Consider the following 16,843-nt stretch of genomic DNA (forward strand, 5'->3'; position numbering starts at 1 on the left):
TGTTGACTAGGCTGCTGTGAATGTCCATGTGCCGGGAAGAGACACTAACCCCTCATTCCAAGTTTTGTCTGCTAGGTTTTCAGATGTTACTTGAAAATGTAGCAGGTTTTCTGCATAAAAAATAGTTCTACTGGCTGATCCTTCAGCGACTCCCGCTCTGATCGAGTAGACTCCAGGCATAAATGGAAATGATTCAATCTCAAAGTTAAATTCATATATGCCAATATCAAGTTTTTCTATTTTTAGTTGGTTTATGCTTTGCTGAGTGGCTAGATAAATAAAGTCAGTGGTGTGAATGCCCACTCCAAACATAGGATATCGAACCTGATTTTTAACTTCATAAACTAATTTAATGGTAACGGCTTGAGTGTGTTTTAATTCTGTAATTGAGTTGCCTGAAGAGTTGAGGAGTTTAATATCTACTAGGTGTATCTCTCCTGTTGCCCATTCGTTGTTATTTGCCAAGCTAAGTGTGGTAGAGCTGTCAATGCTTATTTTTTTGTCATTTGCCTGATAAAATTTTGCGCATAAGCTGTTGGCGTCACCATCACCTATAACTGAGCCTTTACTTAATAATATAACTCTATTACATAACCGTTCAATTTGGCGTATGTTGTGGCTGACTAGAAGAACAGTTTTACCTTGGCGTCTAATAAGATCTTCCATTCGATCAAAACATTTCCTTTGAAAAGCTAAATCCCCAACTGCTAATACTTCATCAATAATTAATATATCTGCTTCCATGCTAGTGGCAATGGAAAAGCCCAGCTTTACCGTCATGCCGGAACTATATCGTTTAACCGGTGTGTCAATAAATTGTTCTAGCTCGGAGAAATCAATGATTTCATCCAATTTCTGTTGAATGATTTTTTTGGGAATACCCAGGATGGCGCCATTAAGATAAATATTTTCTCGGCCGGTTAGTTCCGGATTGACACCGGCACCCACTTCAATCAGCGGTGCTACGCTGCCTTTAACAATGACTTCGCCCTTGGTGGGTTTGCTGATATTGGCCAAGTGCTTGAGCAGAGTACTTTTACCTGCGCCGTTATGCCCGATGATACCGACCACTTCACCTTCATTGATGTGAAAATTGACATCGTCAAGCGCTTTGAAACTCTCGCGCTCCTGAACCGGTTGGAAGGCGAGGCGTCTCATGGTGTTTAAAGCGGTTTCCTTCAAACTGGTAAGGTGACCGAGTTGATATTCCTTGGTGAGGTGGTTGACTTCTATGATGGCCATATATGTTAATTAATGATGTAATTTTGAAGTTTTTTGCCGAATCTTATATGACATCGGCGAACCAACTTTCCGCGCGCTTAAAAAACCAATAGCTGAACGGTAGTATTACCAAAATCAAAATTAACCCCGGATAAATTACATTTAAATCGGGCTCTGTTGCTCTAATTAAAACACTTTGAAATCCATCTATAATGCCCACTAATGGATTAAGTGTGTATAAAAAATACAAATCATTGGACCATTCGCCCGCTGCCTGTTCGATAACTAATTTCTTTTGTACCAAGCTCAACGGATAGATGACTGGGGAGCCGTACATCAATAAAGATAATGCTATTGGTATTGCTTGAGCTATATCGCGGTAGTATACATTCATCGCTGCGCCAAAGAAGCTGATTGTTAAGGCGACTATCATCGTGTATAGCACGAAAGCCGGGATCCAGACTGCATGCAGAGTGGGCATGACATGATAATAAATCATCATGGCCGCCAATATCGCAAAACTGATAACTAATTCCACTAGTTTAGTAACCATCGCGGTTAATGGAAACACTTCACGCGGGAAATATATTTTTTTGATCAAATTGGCATTCGAAGTTACGCTATTGACGCCCTCAGAAACTGATTCCTGAAAAAATACCCAAGGTATTAGTGCTGCAAACGTAATAAGCGGATAAGGTAAGCCCCCGGTTTCTATGCCCACAAAACCCTTAACCAAGGTAAATACCAGCATTAACATAATAGGCTTTAATACAGCCCATAAAATTCCGAGGTATGCTTGCTTATAGCGGATAACGATGTTTTTCCAGGTGAGTGCGGCTATTAGCTCTCTGTAGGTATATAAGTTTTTGGCGATTCGTAACATGGGTATTTATTTTAACTGAATAATCCAATCGGTAGCGGTTAAGCTTTTAATTAGAGATGGGGATTATTTGAAATTCTTCATGTGTTTAAGCAATATTTTCGAGTTGGGGTTGTGTTCCAAGCCTTTTTCTAAAATGGTTTTAGCTTCTGCTTTCATGTTTTTTCTTTGATACAAACTGCTCAAGGCGGCATAAGGAAAAGAGTTATTTTTATCAAGCGAAATACTCTTTAAGTTGGCGGCAATTGCTTCATCAATTTCACCCATGAATTGGTAGGCTTGACCGACATCGTAAAATATTTTTGGCATTAACTTAAAAGTAGGCGAGGCGTGATCCGGTACATATAGAAGATCTCCCACTGCCGCGCGGTATTTAGACTGTTTTTCTGCCTCGTCATGGGTTCTGAAGGCTAAATTCATGGTGTGTAAGCCTGCGCAATAGTGGTGGATATGAATGAAGTCGTCGCCGAGCTTTCGGTTCCAGCTTTGGTAGTCAGGCGATTTTTGATCGGATGCGCGCGCCTTGCAGTAGGGTGGCAGGAAGGCGTAATCGGCGTCTGTTTTCGGATAGTCGGCTGCCGCATTCCGGATACAGGCAATATATAGCAATGGAAGTAATCTGACTTTTTTCTGGCGCATGAATTTGCTTGAGTACTGTTTTATAAAAACTTTTGATATATGGACTGTATCGCTTCTGTGTGCTGCCGGACGTCGAAGGTGGCTAATGCTTTGCCCCGGGCGTTACTGGCTAACCGATTCATCAACTCGCTGGAGCGGTAAAACTTAAGGATAGACGCTGCCAAACTTTCCGCGTCACCGCTGTTAAATAACAGTCCGGTTTGATTATCTTCAACCATTTCCGCGCCGCCTCCATGGTTTGGTACGATCACTGGCCGGCCTAACGCCATCGCTTCGATGACGACCGTACCTAATGGTTCGGGGCTAGTGGATGCTGAGACCACAATATCCAGAGCTTTGTAGGCTTCTATCATGTCGCTGACGTGGCCGATAAAGTGGACGGTATCCGACAACGATTCCTGTCTTACACGTTCTCTAAGCTCTCGTTCGTATGGGATGCAATCGTCTGGCGTTCCACCGACAATCAGCATTTTTAAATGGGGTATTTGGTCTTGCAGTATTTTAGCCGCGTCGATAAATAGTTGTTGCCCTTTCCAAGGAATAAGTAAGCCTACTAAACCTACGATAAAGATATTTTCAGGTAAATCGAATCGTTGCCTAAATAAGGAGCCGCCTGCTTGGTTGTTCAGCTTATCCAAAGCGATGCCATCATAGACCACGCTAATTTTCTCGTCGTGCACGGCTAATTTTTCACGCATGCTATTGGCAACCCAATGGGAGACGGACACAAAATGATCGGGTAGGGAATAAGCCCAGCGCGCTGAATGCGGTCCGTCAGGGTTGCCACGGACATGGCAAATACTGGGGATACGCAAAATCTTTGCTACCAAGAGTGCGGCTCTGTTACAAAGCGGCTCGTTATTGGCATGGATCAGGTCCGCTTTGAACCGCCATGCAGTCCAAAGCAAGTCGAGAAAAAACGGTAAAAAATTAAATAAATCGTCGCTTCTGGCTATCAGTTGATTGACGAAAAACCGCAGGGGAGACACCTTCGTTAACCATTGAATCGATTCCGCTTTTGCACGCCACGCCACGATGTCTATATGGCGGTCCGGGATGTGTTTCCATAAGGCTTCATCGGCAATCTCCCGATATTGCGGACCGCTGCGTCCTGTCACAACCAGAGGTAGAAAGCGATCACGATCAAGATTTCTGACTAAATGCCTCAAACAGATAATGGCGCCACCATAACCAATTCCGTTTTCGACATAGATAATTCTTTTTGGGAGGTTGTTGGTCGACATGAAATCAGAGTTTGGCAATATCAGCGTAGAAAGCGTTAAGGAATATTCTCATATACTCAGGATTTTGCGAATTTTTGTTTAATGACACGTAGCGCATTAATTAAGCTGGCTGGCAAGATACTGAAAATCAGATAGAGTAGATTGTTAAGTGTGAAATCCTGGGAGAGACTTTTTTTAAAGGCCTCTCTGGCTTTGGCATTATTGCCGCCGCTGAAATACCAGTAGCCAAGCGTCCATTGTGCCTCCGCCACCAGACTATTCGGCGAAATGCCTTGAGCAGTTAATTGGGGCGAGGCAAAGTTCCGAATAGACTCAGTCACCTTGGTCAAGTCTATTAACATACCTTCGCTGGCTTGCGTGGCATTGTTGCCGTGCTGCCGGCGCAGCATCAAAATGTCGGGAAGGCACGTTACTGCGTGAAATGTGGCAATTTTTGCCCACAATTCCAAGTCCTCTCCATAGCGAATCTCGGTATTGAACATGCCTGCTTCAAGCAAGGTTTGGCGCTTCACCAAAACGGTACCCGTCGGTATAAAATTTTTTTTCACTAACGCAGCAAGGGCGTTGGGAATTGGTTTTCCGGCCAGCTGTTGGAAATAGTCCAACATTTTATGTTTGGCTAACACCGATTGGGTTAGCAGTTGGTCGTCGTTGTCGATTTCCGTCATGTCGCCGGCAATCAGGTGGAGTTCCGGATTGGTTTGCAATGCTTGGGTTTGCTTGGTGGTTTTGTCCACAGTCCATTGATCATCGGCATCCAGAAATGCAATCCAGTCACCGCTAGCCAATTCTATGCCTTTATTGCGCGCGGCGGACGGGCCTTGATTGGCTTGTTTGTGATAAATGACGGTATGGGCAAACGTCTTAAGGACTTGTTCGGTGTTGTCCGTGGAGCCATCATCCACCACGATGATTTCGTCAACTTTGCTGGTTTGCGCCTGGATGCTTTCGATGGCGGCACGAATGAATGTCGCGCTGTTATACGCTGGAATGACGGCGCTGATTTTCATTTTGGGCTAATCAAAATTTTCGATACGTTAGAGTGGTTATAAACTGGTTTTGCAGATCAACCACGCCGGTACAATTAATCCGGTGCAATAACCGATCAGCGCTAATTTTCTGTGTCTGTAGTATACACGGTATAGAAATGCACCGGTTTTGCGGTACGTCGCAGCTAAACAAATTGCTGGCCATTGACGCTGATTGAAACGATTCACGATATTGTCGGTTTTGTTTTGCAAGAATTCGCCGAGTTCCGGGGACGCCAAGAAGCGAACGTTGGGCAAATTTGCCCTGATTTGCCCTAAAAGATGGTCTAACCCACGTATAGCTTGTTGGCATTCGTCCTCTGAGCGCGTGTAATTGTAGCGATGTGTGGAAATACTTACAGGCAGGGCTTGGCGATAAGCCATTTCAGCTTCGGCAAACGCGCTGGCCGGTGTGTTTTTGCCGTCAACAGGTTCGTACATCACGTTGCGAACGAGGTAAAGTTGTGCGAAACGATTGGTATTGCCGACCCGTATCAGCGGAGGATCCTGAAAATAATGTCCGGTTTCATTGCGCCCGGTACAGCGGTAGCCGGCAGTTTGAATCGCGATGATATTTTGCTGTTGCCAACTTTGTTCGATCTCATCGTTCCATAAATAGCAGGGGGCGACTGTGCTGAGGCTGGGATAGCCGAACATGCCGGTAAAACATTGCATGGCATTTGCGACCAGTGAATTGGCTTCCGCAGCGTCAATTGCCTGGGTAGGTAAATTGCGTCCGTCTACATAGTGGCCTTGTAGCGGCGAATCCAGTTTTTCCCAGTCCCACCAATCCTTAGTTGCGCGGGCGGTTGCCAGGCGGGGGTCTTGTTGTCGGCATAATTCCGCGAAGGCCTTGCCGTTCAGGTGTTCCATGCCATGCAGCTGCGGCACTAAAGTGTCTTGTTGTATGCCTTGTTGCAGTGCTGCAAAAATGGCCGGGAAGTCTTTGTCCAGCATGCGCCTGTGGTATTGGCCCGTGGATTCGATCTTTGCTAAATCCGGAACGGCTAACACCATATCGGCGGTAAGTATCGCAGAGCGGTTTACAGCGTCTTTGTGTTGAGCCAGCATGGAGAGCAGCTCTGTTAAACGGGCTGCGTGGAAGTCGCCACCCGGGCCCCAGTCGTCGCTTTCGATTAAAACCGGCGTATCGGCAAAATAGGGCTCACGCCAGGTAGCGATAAATAAGGGTTTTTTCCACAGCCATAAGCCGGTAAGGCAGGCCAGCCAGAAACCTAAAAAAAACAGAACTACCATGGATTTTGTTTAATAATTAAAAAGCCTGAATATTGGGTCGACCAACGCACTGAACTTTTATCGTAGCAGAGATTAGTGAACTAGCTGAAAACCACTGTGCAAACTTTAGATGTGGTCGACATAGCAGCAGGCTTATGATAACAGCGGTAAATAGCCATTCGCTAAACATTGGGATGAGTCTAGGCTCTGTAGCATATAGACGACGCGGGCGTTCGTAGTTGAGTAACCACTAAATAGCAGAGGAAATAGAATGTTAAAAGCTTTAGGACTGCCTGAACACTGGCGTAAACCGCTGCTGGGCGTCGTGTTGGTTACCCTGGTTTCAGTAGCGGCTTTTTTTGAGACCTGGTCAGAAATTGTTGCTATTTGGTCTCGGTCAGACACATTCACGCACGGTTTTTTAGTGGCCCCGGTTAGTCTTTGGTTGATTTGGTCGCGCCGGGAGTTCTATAAAGATTTACGGCCGGCTTTTAGCCCGTTAGGTTTGCTGTTTATTATCGTTAGCGGATTTGGCTGGTTAATTGCGGATTTGGTGCATGTGGCGGTGATTCAGCAATGGGCCGTGGTTGGTGTTTTGGTCGGTGGTTTTTGGGCCGTGCTTGGCAGTCATACCGTCGCGCAAATGTTATTTCCGATAGTGTTTTTATTTTTGATGGTGCCATTCGGGGAAGCATTTATTCCGCCTTTAATGGAATACACCGCCACCTTTGTCGTTACGCTGATACGGCTGACCGGAATGAGTGTTTACCGGGAAGGCTTGTTTTTTACGCTAACCTCGGGTAACTGGTCGGTGGTAGAGGGTTGCAGCGGTTTGCGTTATTTGATTTCTTCGCTAACACTGGGTTCGGTCTATGCGTATCTCAATTACAGCAGCTACAAGAAACGGACTATCTTCATTACGCTCTCGTTTTTGGTGCCGATTTTAGCTAACGGTCTGCGCGCCTATTTGATTGTGATGATAGGCCACTTCAGTAACATGAAGCTGGCTGCGGGTGTCGATCACATCGTTTACGGCTGGGTGTTTTTTGGGATCGTCATGTTTGCGTTGTTTTATTTTGGCTCTTTTTGGCACGATTCGGATGCTGGGGTAGCGGCCGCATCGACCCCGGATTTGGCGGGTGACTCTTACCTTGCTGATGCTGCAACGATTTACAAACATTATTGGCCGGCTTTAACGATAAGCGCTTTATGCGTTTTCATTTGGCCGTTTGCGTCACAAGGCCTATCCGCACTACAGGCCGCCCACATCGAGGTACCCGAGCGCTTTAGCAGTCCGTCTTTGCCTGATTGGCAGCCGGTTGCAGCGCCCGATTGGGGTTGGGAGCCCAATTTTAAGGGCGTGGTGGCGGATGCCAAAGTTTATTTAAGCGATGGTCAAACGATAGTCGGTATGTATTTTGCCAATTTTGGCGATGAAACCCAAGGTGGTGAACTGGTCAATTCGCAAAATTATCTGGTGCCGCAAAAACATCCTATTTGGCGGATGTTGCATGACGACGTCATTGCCATGCAGTGGGCGGCCGATAAAAGCGGCGATATTGAAGAAGCGGTACTAAACAGTACGCATCGGAGTTTGTTGGTTGAGCGTTGGTATCGGATTGGCAACAAAAATACCGCCAATGCCTATCTGGCGAAATGGTGGCAATTGCTGAAACGTTTGTCAGGTGATGCATCCGCTGAGTTGCTCGTCGTGATGTATACCGAAACCCCGGATGGAGATTACGATTTGGCCCGGCAAAAATTGAAACAGCTCGCGATAGCTTGTTGTGATTAAACGGCTACGCTGAGCTTATTGTGACAATTCAATGAAAACGCAGGGGCAAATTTGTGAGTCAAATTACCTGATCCAAGGCTTGACCCCAGCAGTTACCTAAATGTTAGACTAGCTCAACCCATTTTCATTCAGCCCGTAAGGAAAACGACATTATGATCCCGGTAGTATTATCAGGTGGTTCAGGAACTCGGCTATGGCCTTTGTCTCGTGGTCAGTATCCCAAGCAATTTTTGCCCTTGGTGTCCGGCAACACCATGCTTCAGGAAACCATTTTAAGGCTTGATGGCGTTGCCGGCTTACAGGCACCCATTGCGGTTTGTAATGAAGATCATCGGTTTATGCTCGCAGAGCAAATGCGGGAAATCGGCATCAAACCGGCTGCCATTATTTTGGAGCCTGTCGGCAAAAATACCGCACCGGCCGTAGCGATGGCGGCATTAAGTGCACGTTCCGAAGACGATGTATTGTTGATTTTGCCGGCTGACCATGTGGTCGGTAATCGTGCCGCTTTCCATCGGGCGGTGGTTCAAGCCGAACTGTTGGCGAAACAGGATCTTTTGGTGACGTTTGGCATCGTCGCGACCGAGCCGGAAACCGGCTATGGCTACATCAAGCGCGGCGATACCCGTCATGGTGAAGCCTATAAAGTTGCCGCATTTGTTGAAAAGCCCGATTTGCAAACCGCGCAGCGCTATCTGGAAAGTGGCGAATATTTTTGGAACAGCGGCATGTTCGCTTTTAAAGCGGGTTGCTTTTTGCGTGAGCTGGAAAAATTCAATCCGGAAATGCTGGAAGTGTGTAGAGAAGCTTTGCGGGCGGCAAAACCGGATATGGATTTTGTGCGTTTGGATAAGCAGATTTTTTCGACGTGTCCATCAGATTCCATCGATTACGCGGTGATGGAGAAAACCGATAAGGCGGTAGTGATCCCGTTGGATGCAGAATGGAATGACGTCGGTTCTTGGTCCGCGCTTTGGGACGTAACGGATAAAGATGCAGCCGGCAACGCCATCAAAGGCGATGTGTTAACGGTGGATACTTGCAACTCCTATATTCACTCGGCCAACAAATTGGTAGCGGTGATCGGTGTGGATAATTTGGTGGTGGTTGAAACCGACGATGCGGTCATGATTGCCGCGAAGGATAGGGTGCAAGACGTCAAGGAAGTAGTCGATCAACTGAAAAAATTGAAACGCAGTGAAGCCAGTGTGCATCGTAAAGTTTACAGACCTTGGGGACATTACGATTTGGTCGATGCCGGTGAGCGCCATCAAACCAAGCGTATTGTCGTGAAGCCCGGCGCCAAATTATCAGTACAAAAGCATCATCACCGCGCAGAGCATTGGGTAGTTGTCAAAGGTACTGCCTGGGTGGATAAAAACGGTGAGAAAATTTTAGTCACCGAGAATGAATCGATTTATATCCCTTTGGGGGTTATTCACAGCCTGGAGAATCCGGGGGTGATTCCATTGGAAATGGTGGAAGTCCAGTCCGGCAGCTATCTAGGCGAAGACGATATCGTCCGTTACGAAGATCAATACGGTCGTATTTAACTCGGAATTGCTTGCTTATCGCCGCGTCTGTTTACGTGGCGCCTGGACTTGCATATTGTGTAAATTATCTGTCAGTGACTACTTTAAGCAGATGGTTTGCATCAATCCATCGTTTGATGTGTCATCAAAATTAAGTGCTTTTGTCTAAATTTACTGAAGTTCGCCGTTCAACGAAGAGCGGCGAAGGATTTTTTGTCAGCGTTTTGGTTTAAAGTTAGCCGTTTTATACCCGCCGAATAAAAAATTTGGTGCTTGCTTTATTCCGGAGTTGCTCTTGTCGTTACAAACAATCAACGATTTGTTGAAAAAACATAAGCTTGTCGAAGGCATGCTGAACAATCAGCCCATGCCGCGCCGTAAGCTAATCACTGCTTTGGTACAAAAGCAGCACATGGTGGAACTGCGTAGTCTGTTGGCGCGGCTGTCTGCTATCGAAATTGGGCAAATTCTGCATGCTCTGGACCTGGAAGATGCGAACTTGGTTTGGCAGCAGGTCGAGGAAGCCAGACAGGACGATGTGCTTTGGGAATTGTCCGATACCTTGCGCGAGGAATTGGTCGGCGACCGAGAACCGCATTGTGGCGTGGGACAAATGAGCGCATTCGAGTTGGTCGAAGGTCGCCTCGCTAAGGTCGCTATCACCTGCCGCCACGACTTGTATGCAATCAAGCCGATTTGGATCGATTTGTTGGCGCCAAGCAAAGCGCAAAGGCTGCTTATTGGGCAACATTATGGCCTGGAGTTGCCGGACCCCCTGGATTTGACCGATTTGGAAGCCAGTGCCCGGTTCTACGTCGAGGATCAGCACGAAATTCATATACATTCGGATTTTTTACTGGATCGCGAAGGTAAGTCTCGCAGCGTGCCGGTCGCATTTATATTGCGTGGCGACATGTTGTTCTCGGTACGTAGCGAAGAATTGCCGGTGTTTCGCTTACAGCGTTTACGGGCCCGCACGCAGCCAGGCTTTGTCTCTGACTGTAAGGATATGTTGCTGGATTTATACGGCGCCGAAGCCGAGTATTCCGCGGACGCGCTGGAGAATATTTATGAGCAGTTGGAAATTGTCAGCAAAAAAGTTTTGAGCCAGGATATTAGCGACGAAGAAGCCGCGGATATTTTGACTGATATTGCCGCAGAGGAGGATTTAAATGGCCGAATCCGCCGGAATATGCTCGACACTCAGCGCGCCGTGTCGTTTTTGATTCGCCGCAAACTGCTGAATACCACGCAGTTGGAAGATGCGCAGCAAATTCTGCGCGATATAGAATCGCTTAATAGCCATACCGCGTTTTTGTTCGACAAGATTAACTTCCTAATGGATGCCACCGTCGGTTTTATCAATATCAATCAGAACAAGGTGATCAAGATTTTCTCGGTTGCTTCGGTGGCAATGTTGCCGCCCACCCTGATTGCCAGTATTTACGGTATGAACTTTGAGAATATGCCGGAATTGCAGTGGATGCTGGGTTATCCTTTTGCACTCGGATTGATGACTATCTCGGTATTATTGCCGTTTATTTTCTTTAAAAGGAAGGGTTGGTTGAGGTAAGCGAGCAATTTACATACCGCTGAACTGTTTAACGCTCAAACTCAACCTGCGACAATATGTCACATTTGAATTTGAAATTTTCGCCACTATGATTAACCTAACTTTTTAGTTCGGTTTGATAGTTTAAAGTTGCGTTATATTTCTTCCTATTGCTTCTAAGGCGGTTATTAAAAATAACCGCCTTTTTTTTGCCTAAAATAAATTTTGGTCAGCGTTTGGGATTGAATTTAATCAGCTTGATCGCGTTTTCATCGCGCTTAATTATTTCAATAATATGCCCATGCAGTTTCACGCTGGTACCCGGTTCCGGAATGGTTTCCATGTATTCGATTACCAAGCCATTCAATGTTTTCGGGCCTTCGGTGGGCAAATCCCAATGCGTGATGCGATTGAGTTCGCGGATGGTTACGCCGGCATCCACCAGATAGCTACCGTCTTTTTGCATTTTTATATCGGGTTCTTCGGAGACCAATTCACCGACGATTTCCTGTAATAAATCATCCAGCGTCACTAAGCCCTGTACATCGCCATATTCGTCTACTACCAAGCCGATACGGAGTTTTTCGGCCTTAAAGATTTGCATTTGCTTGTGAATCGAGGTGCTGGCCGGAATGAAAAAAGGCTTGGACAGGCTATTGGTGATATTGTGTTTATCGAAATCAGGGTCGCTAATTTGTGCCAAAATCGTACGTAAATGTAGAAAACCTATCACCCGGTCTATATTTTTTTTGTATACCGGCAGGCGAGTATGCGGGCTATTTTGTAGTTGTTCGATAATGTCTTCTACCGATTCTTCCAGATCGATACCGATAATTTCATTGCGATGGGTCATGATGTCGGTAACGCTGGCGGATTCCAAATCTAAAATACTCAACAGCATGTTTTGATAGCGCGTCGGCAAATGATTGGCATCCGAAACGATACTTTTTAACTCGTCTTTATTTAGCGATTCGATAGCTGTATTACTCGAGCTTTTAATACCGAATGGCCATAACAACAGGCTGGATATAGCGTTAATCACCCATACCAAGGGATAAAATATCTTTAATAACGGAATGTAAATCCAGGAGGACAGCAACGCCAGTAACTCCGGTTTGAGGGCGCCCAGGGTTTTTGGGGTTACTTCGGAAAATACCAGCATGCCGAAAGTTAGCAGGCCGATAGCGGGGGCTATAGCGTTATCTCCGCTGACGCGGATGGCAATCAAGGTTGTTAAGGACGACGCCAGGATATTGACAAAATTGTTGCCCAGCAGGATCAGGCCCAGCAAACGGTCCGGCCTTTTTAAGAGTTGATGGGCTTTAATCGCGCCCTTATGATTTTTTTTCACCAAATGCTGCAAGCGATAACGGTTCAGCGTCATCAAGGCGGTTTCAGAGCCGGAAAAAAAAGCTGAAATAATCAGTAAGGCTGCCAGTATACCGAACAGTATACTCAAAGATATGTCGTTCAAGGCAACGGGGCTCTTGGTTGTTAAACATCGAGCTAGTTTCTATGTTGTGGAAAATTTGTCAAGCTGCAAAATGGGATGGCTGATTAGTCAATCGATGTAAATAACATGAACTAAACTATGCAATAGCTTGAAATGGGGCCATTTTGACAATAACCGGATTCGATGCTTAACTTAAAATCAGCAACCCCCCTTCCGCCTTAAAACAACGTAGTTTGCAGAGAATATACGCATGGCTTTGCCAGAAATTTTGCTCATTGATGACAACACCCACCGCAGTCAGCAAGTGGAAGGCATACTCCGGTTTTTGGAATATCGCGTGGAGGCGGTTGCCAGTAGCGATTTTGAAGCGGCGTTTAGAGATCATGACAGTTTCGGTGCGGTATTTGTCGGCTGCGGCGGAGACAAGCAAGCCAGCTTGATCAAAACGGTCACCGAAAGCGTCGGCGATATTCCTGTGGTTTTGCTGGTGGACGCCGGTGGGCCGCAGGTGGTTAGCGCCATTCAGCAAATGGTCAATAAAACCTTGGAGTGGCCGACTGTCTACCCGCTATTGATCCAACTATTGGACAGTTTGCCGCAGCCTGCGCAAGCCAGTAAAAAGTCGCTGCCTGATAAGGGTCTGGCGGGTAAAAGCAAAGCCATTCAAAAAACCCGTGCGCAGATCGATCAAGTCGCCAAATCCGACGCCACGGTGCTTATCCTCGGCGAATCCGGCACAGGTAAGGAAGTAGTGGCGCAAGCGCTGCATCGTGCCTCTGCGCGGCGAGACAGGCCATTCGTGCCGGTCAATTGCGGGGCTATTCCCGGTGAACTGCTGGAAAGCGAATTGTTCGGCCACGAGAAGGGCGCATTTACCGGCGCGTTGACCTCGCGGCAAGGTCGTTTCGAAATGGCGGAAGGCGGTACGCTGTTTTTGGATGAAATCGGCGACATGCCGATGCCGATGCAGGTTAAGTTGTTAAGAGTATTGCAGGAACGCACTTTCGAACGTGTCGGCAGCAATAAAACCATCCATTGCGATGTGCGGATTATTGCTGCGACGCATCGTCACCTCGAACAGGAAATCGCCGAGAAGCGCTTTCGAGAGGATTTGTTCTACCGTCTGAATGTGTTCCCGATCGAAGTGCCAGCCTTGCGGGAAAGAGCCGAAGATATTCCTTATTTAATCAACGACCTGATTGCCCGCATGGAAGCCGCCAACCGGGGTACCGTCAGTTTATCGCCTCGCGCAATCGCCACCTTGATGCAACACAGTTGGCCCGGTAACGTCCGCGAGTTGTCAAATTTGATCGAGCGCTTAGCCATCATTAGTCCGGATGCTAGTGTCGATGTCAGTGATTTACCGGAAAAATTTCAGGGCTATGAAGTACCGGAAGGCGTGCAGATTGTATTGCCGGAGCAGGATATTCACATTGTGCGGCCGGCTGAGCGAGAAGCGCTGGCGATGCCGACACCCGGTGCAGTCGCGGCCGTGCATTTACCCGAACAAGGTATCGATCTTAAGGAATATTTGACCGATCTCGAGAACGAATTGATTCGTCAGGCTTTGGAAGAATGCAATGGCGTTGTAGCGCATGCTGCCAAACTGCTGAATATGCGCAGAACCACGCTCGTGGAAAAGCTGCGCAAAACCGATACGGCTTAGACCGCACACCGCCTTGCCATGAATAAACTCGATGCTGAATTGTCGTCAGCCTTACTGATACCGGAAATTGTCGCCAATATTGCCGTTATTCGCCAATTGCGCCGCGATATACACGCCCATCCGGAGTTGTGCTTCGAAGAGATGCGTACCGCGGATTTGGTCGCGGCTAAACTGACCGAATGGGGGATTCCTATTCATCGCGGCTTGGGTAAAACCGGTGTAGTCGGGATCATCAAAGCAGGGAGTTCCGACAAGGCAATCGGCTTGCGTGCCGATATGGACGCCTTGCCGATGCATGAACAAAACAGCTTTGCACATGCCTCGCGGTACCCAGGCAAAATGCACGGCTGCGGGCATGATGGCCATACCGCGATGTTGTTGGCTGCGGCGCAATATCTGGCAACCCAGCGTTATTTTGACGGGACTGTCTATCTAATATTCCAACCGGCGGAAGAGGGCGGTGGCGGCGCCGATGAGATGATCAAGGACGGCCTGTTTGAACTGTTTCCGATGCAAGCGGTTTACGGCATGCACAATTGGCCGGAGTTGCCGGCTGGGCAATTTGCGGTGAGTCCCGGACCGGTGATGGCATCATTGAATACTTTTCGGATCGTGATTCGGGGCAAAGGCTGCCATGCAGCATTGCCGCACTTGGGATTGGATCCGGTGCCGGTGGCCGCGCAAATGATTATGGCGTTTCAAACCATCTTAACCCGCAGCGCCCATCCCTTGGATAACGGTTTGATTTCAGTCACGATGTTACATGCCGGTGAGGCGACCAATATTATTGCCGATACCTGCGAGCTAGCCGGTACGGTACGCACATTCTCCAACCAATTACTGGATTTGATCGAAACCCGTATGCAGGAAGTAGCCCGGCATATTTGTCTGGCACATGGAATGGCATGTGATTTTGAATTTAAACGTAGCTATCCGCCGACGGTTAATCACCGTGAGGCAGTCGAAACGTCGCGTAGCGTCATGGCCTCTATTGTTGGCGACCGGCATGTTTTGGAGCAAAAAGCCACGATGGGCGCCGAAGATTTTGCGTTTATGCTGCAAAAGTTACCCGGTAGCTACTGTTTCATCGGCAACGGCGCCGGTGATCATCGCAGTATTGGTCATGGCGCCGGTCCTTGTGCCCTGCATAACACCAGTTACGATTTTAACGATGATATTTTGCCTCTAGGCGCGACCTATTGGGTGAGATTGGTAGAAACTTGTCTGTCAGCTTAAATAATGCCTGCCAAACGACTGTGACAGAGTGGATTGAAAATGCCGGTTTTGTGACAACTCTGGCAGTTTTTGCGACAAAATTGCCAGGTCAGTGCACAGTTTTCCATGCTTAGCTCATGAGGAGAGCGGTTTCCTTCAAAGCATCAACCCAGAGAAAGAATCAGTCGGTTTTCTTTTGTTTTAGAAAAAGCAGGATTTTGAGGTACTTGGACGGATTCCGGTTTGCGTTCAGGCTATTGAAGCGTAATCGATGAGTGATTTGGCGTGGATCATGCTGCTTGGTTGTTGGGTTTAACCAGCAAATTAGGTGGATGTCATGAAAACCTCAAGCAACGAAATCACCCAACTCAGCAACACACGCACTTTATTCGTTGAAACGCTGAGTCAGCAATTTATCGCGCTAACCGGCTGCGGCGTTTATGTCTATCTCAACCCGGTCGATATCAGCGGTTTGTTCAACCAATACTTAAGCGATACGCTGTCGATTAATACGTTCGCCAGACAATGTGTGAAAAACGTATTGGAATAACCCGGCAATTCAACTGAGAAAAGCGGTGAGGAAGCAGGGCGTCCTATCGATTCCCTGTTTCCTGACGCTCAGTTTCGGGCAAAGGCGACTTGATAACCGCTGAGAAAATCGCAGCGTTCCAGGCTTTCCGCAATCGCAGGAATCGATATTTTATGATTACCGGTTGCAATAAAAACCAGATGCCATTCTTCGTGTTTATTGTTGCTGATAACGGCAACCGAGCCTTCGGCCAATCGATAACCCAAGGCATTTGCCAAATCGTTAATCTCGGTCTGATTAGGTCGATAGCTGGTTTGAAAACGCAAAATCACCGACACTGCATGACGGGAAGGTAAGGCTGCTTCGATTCGCCCGCCCCAGATCATCGTCGCCGACGCAATTAAAGCCAACAAAATGGCCGCAAAATAAAACCCGGCGCCGCATAAAATACCAATCGCCGAAGAGGCCCAAATCGATGCGGCGGTCGTCAAGCCGCTGATGTTCAGACCTTCCTTCATGATTACGCCGGCACCCAAGAAGCCGATACCTGTCACGATGCCTTGAATAACCCGAGTGGGGTCGGCGGTAGTGGTGAGCGGCAATAAGCCGCCAAACCAGAACTGCGGGTAACCGACGATAACCGTTACCGCCGCGGAAGCCATGCACACCAGTCCATAGGTGCGCATGCCGGCTGCTCGGCCGTGGTAGGAGCGTTCGTAGCCCACCACCATGCCCAAAAACAAAGCGCCGACGATATTCATCAGAATCACCACGCTGGCTTCCAATTGGGCAAGCGACCAAAACGAAATCAGCCGGTCCGGCGAGATTGGATTCATGTTTATCGTCCGTTTTT

The 16,843-nt window shown here is 47.5% G+C and carries 14 protein-coding genes; 6 read left to right on the forward strand and 8 right to left on the reverse strand.

What is annotated here, in order from left to right:
• Nucleotides 1–6: 6 nt before the first annotated feature.
• The 6 genes from DDY07_RS03520 to DDY07_RS03545 all read right to left on the reverse strand — a co-directional run bounded on the left by DDY07_RS03520 (nt 7) and on the right by DDY07_RS03545 (nt 6,269).
• On the reverse strand, nt 7–1,242 hold the full coding sequence (locus DDY07_RS03520; RefSeq protein ID WP_171694828.1) for an ABC transporter ATP-binding protein: 1,236 nt from the start codon (nt 1,240–1,242) through the stop codon (nt 7–9).
• A 43-nt stretch (nt 1,243–1,285) separates the two neighbouring features.
• Nucleotides 1,286–2,104: an ABC transporter permease gene (locus tag DDY07_RS03525; protein WP_033158989.1), complete on the reverse strand. Its 819-nt coding sequence runs from the start codon at nt 2,102–2,104 to the stop codon at nt 1,286–1,288.
• Nucleotides 2,105–2,167: 63 nt separating this feature from the next.
• Nucleotides 2,168–2,740: a hypothetical protein gene (locus DDY07_RS03530; protein ID WP_171694829.1), complete on the reverse strand. Its 573-nt coding sequence runs from the start codon at nt 2,738–2,740 to the stop codon at nt 2,168–2,170.
• Nucleotides 2,741–2,760: 20 nt separating this feature from the next.
• Complete coding sequence (locus DDY07_RS03535; protein WP_171694830.1) at nt 2,761–3,984, reverse strand: glycosyltransferase family 4 protein; 1,224 nt, start codon at nt 3,982–3,984, stop codon at nt 2,761–2,763.
• A gap of 56 nt (nt 3,985–4,040) precedes the next feature.
• Nucleotides 4,041–4,994, reverse strand: a complete 954-nt coding sequence (locus tag DDY07_RS03540; RefSeq protein ID WP_171694831.1) for a glycosyltransferase family A protein — start codon at nt 4,992–4,994, stop codon at nt 4,041–4,043.
• Between the two features lie 36 nt (nt 4,995–5,030).
• Entirely contained in the window at nt 5,031–6,269 is a 1,239-nt protein-coding gene (locus DDY07_RS03545; protein ID WP_171694832.1) for a hypothetical protein, read from the reverse strand.
• A 250-nt stretch (nt 6,270–6,519) separates the two neighbouring features.
• Between DDY07_RS03545 and xrtA the strand changes: the two genes are divergently transcribed.
• From xrtA to corA, 3 genes are all read left to right on the forward strand, one after another.
• Nucleotides 6,520–8,043, forward strand: coding sequence for an exosortase A (xrtA, locus tag DDY07_RS03550; protein WP_171694833.1), 1,524 nt, complete (start codon nt 6,520–6,522; stop codon nt 8,041–8,043).
• Between the two features lie 152 nt (nt 8,044–8,195).
• Nucleotides 8,196–9,596, forward strand: a complete 1,401-nt coding sequence (locus tag DDY07_RS03555; RefSeq protein ID WP_171694834.1) for a mannose-1-phosphate guanylyltransferase/mannose-6-phosphate isomerase — start codon at nt 8,196–8,198, stop codon at nt 9,594–9,596.
• A gap of 274 nt (nt 9,597–9,870) precedes the next feature.
• Nucleotides 9,871–11,148: a magnesium/cobalt transporter CorA gene (gene corA / locus DDY07_RS03560; protein ID WP_033159561.1), complete on the forward strand. Its 1,278-nt coding sequence runs from the start codon at nt 9,871–9,873 to the stop codon at nt 11,146–11,148.
• 208 nt (nt 11,149–11,356) lie between these two features.
• Here the strand turns inward: corA and DDY07_RS03565 are convergent, their stop codons facing one another.
• Nucleotides 11,357–12,601 (reverse strand): HlyC/CorC family transporter, encoded by a 1,245-nt coding sequence (locus DDY07_RS03565; protein WP_101052136.1) that lies wholly within the window; start codon nt 12,599–12,601, stop codon nt 11,357–11,359.
• A 229-nt stretch (nt 12,602–12,830) separates the two neighbouring features.
• On the opposite strand from DDY07_RS03565, the gene DDY07_RS03570 reads away from it, so the two are divergent.
• The 3 genes from DDY07_RS03570 to DDY07_RS03580 all read left to right on the forward strand — a co-directional run bounded on the left by DDY07_RS03570 (nt 12,831) and on the right by DDY07_RS03580 (nt 16,011).
• Nucleotides 12,831–14,246 (forward strand): sigma-54 dependent transcriptional regulator, encoded by a 1,416-nt coding sequence (locus tag DDY07_RS03570; protein ID WP_101052137.1) that lies wholly within the window; start codon nt 12,831–12,833, stop codon nt 14,244–14,246.
• A gap of 18 nt (nt 14,247–14,264) precedes the next feature.
• Nucleotides 14,265–15,482, forward strand: coding sequence for a M20 aminoacylase family protein (locus tag DDY07_RS03575; RefSeq protein WP_216614701.1), 1,218 nt, complete (start codon nt 14,265–14,267; stop codon nt 15,480–15,482).
• 316 nt (nt 15,483–15,798) lie between these two features.
• Nucleotides 15,799–16,011: a hypothetical protein gene (locus DDY07_RS03580; RefSeq protein ID WP_033159564.1), complete on the forward strand. Its 213-nt coding sequence runs from the start codon at nt 15,799–15,801 to the stop codon at nt 16,009–16,011.
• A gap of 68 nt (nt 16,012–16,079) precedes the next feature.
• Here the strand turns inward: DDY07_RS03580 and DDY07_RS03585 are convergent, their stop codons facing one another.
• Entirely contained in the window at nt 16,080–16,826 is a 747-nt protein-coding gene (locus DDY07_RS03585) for an MgtC/SapB family protein (RefSeq protein ID WP_171694835.1), read from the reverse strand.
• Nucleotides 16,827–16,843: the final 17 nt, after the last annotated feature.

Origin of the sequence: Methylomonas sp. ZR1, assembly GCF_013141865.1 — a bacterium.
GTDB lineage: Bacteria > Pseudomonadota > Gammaproteobacteria > Methylococcales > Methylomonadaceae > Methylomonas.

What these genes read in the sequence shown, in the direction of transcription:
- DDY07_RS03520 (WP_171694828.1), bottom strand. Translation starts at nt 1,242, where the DNA reads ATGGCCATCATAGAAGTCAACCACCTCACCAAGGAATATCAACTCGGT.
- DDY07_RS03525 (WP_033158989.1), bottom strand. Translation starts at nt 2,104, where the DNA reads ATGTTACGAATCGCCAAAAACTTATATACCTACAGAGAGCTAATAGCC.
- DDY07_RS03530 (WP_171694829.1), bottom strand. Translation starts at nt 2,740, where the DNA reads ATGCGCCAGAAAAAAGTCAGATTACTTCCATTGCTATATATTGCCTGT.
- DDY07_RS03535 (WP_171694830.1), bottom strand. Translation starts at nt 3,984, where the DNA reads ATGTCGACCAACAACCTCCCAAAAAGAATTATCTATGTCGAAAACGGA.
- DDY07_RS03540 (WP_171694831.1), bottom strand. Translation starts at nt 4,994, where the DNA reads ATGAAAATCAGCGCCGTCATTCCAGCGTATAACAGCGCGACATTCATT.
- DDY07_RS03545 (WP_171694832.1), bottom strand. Translation starts at nt 6,269, where the DNA reads ATGGTAGTTCTGTTTTTTTTAGGTTTCTGGCTGGCCTGCCTTACCGGC.
- xrtA (WP_171694833.1), top strand. Translation starts at nt 6,520, where the DNA reads ATGTTAAAAGCTTTAGGACTGCCTGAACACTGGCGTAAACCGCTGCTG.
- DDY07_RS03555 (WP_171694834.1), top strand. Translation starts at nt 8,196, where the DNA reads ATGATCCCGGTAGTATTATCAGGTGGTTCAGGAACTCGGCTATGGCCT.
- DDY07_RS03570 (WP_101052137.1), top strand. Translation starts at nt 12,831, where the DNA reads ATGGCTTTGCCAGAAATTTTGCTCATTGATGACAACACCCACCGCAGT.
- DDY07_RS03575 (WP_216614701.1), top strand. Translation starts at nt 14,265, where the DNA reads ATGAATAAACTCGATGCTGAATTGTCGTCAGCCTTACTGATACCGGAA.
- DDY07_RS03580 (WP_033159564.1), top strand. Translation starts at nt 15,799, where the DNA reads ATGAAAACCTCAAGCAACGAAATCACCCAACTCAGCAACACACGCACT.
- DDY07_RS03585 (WP_171694835.1), bottom strand. Translation starts at nt 16,826, where the DNA reads ATGAATCCAATCTCGCCGGACCGGCTGATTTCGTTTTGGTCGCTTGCC.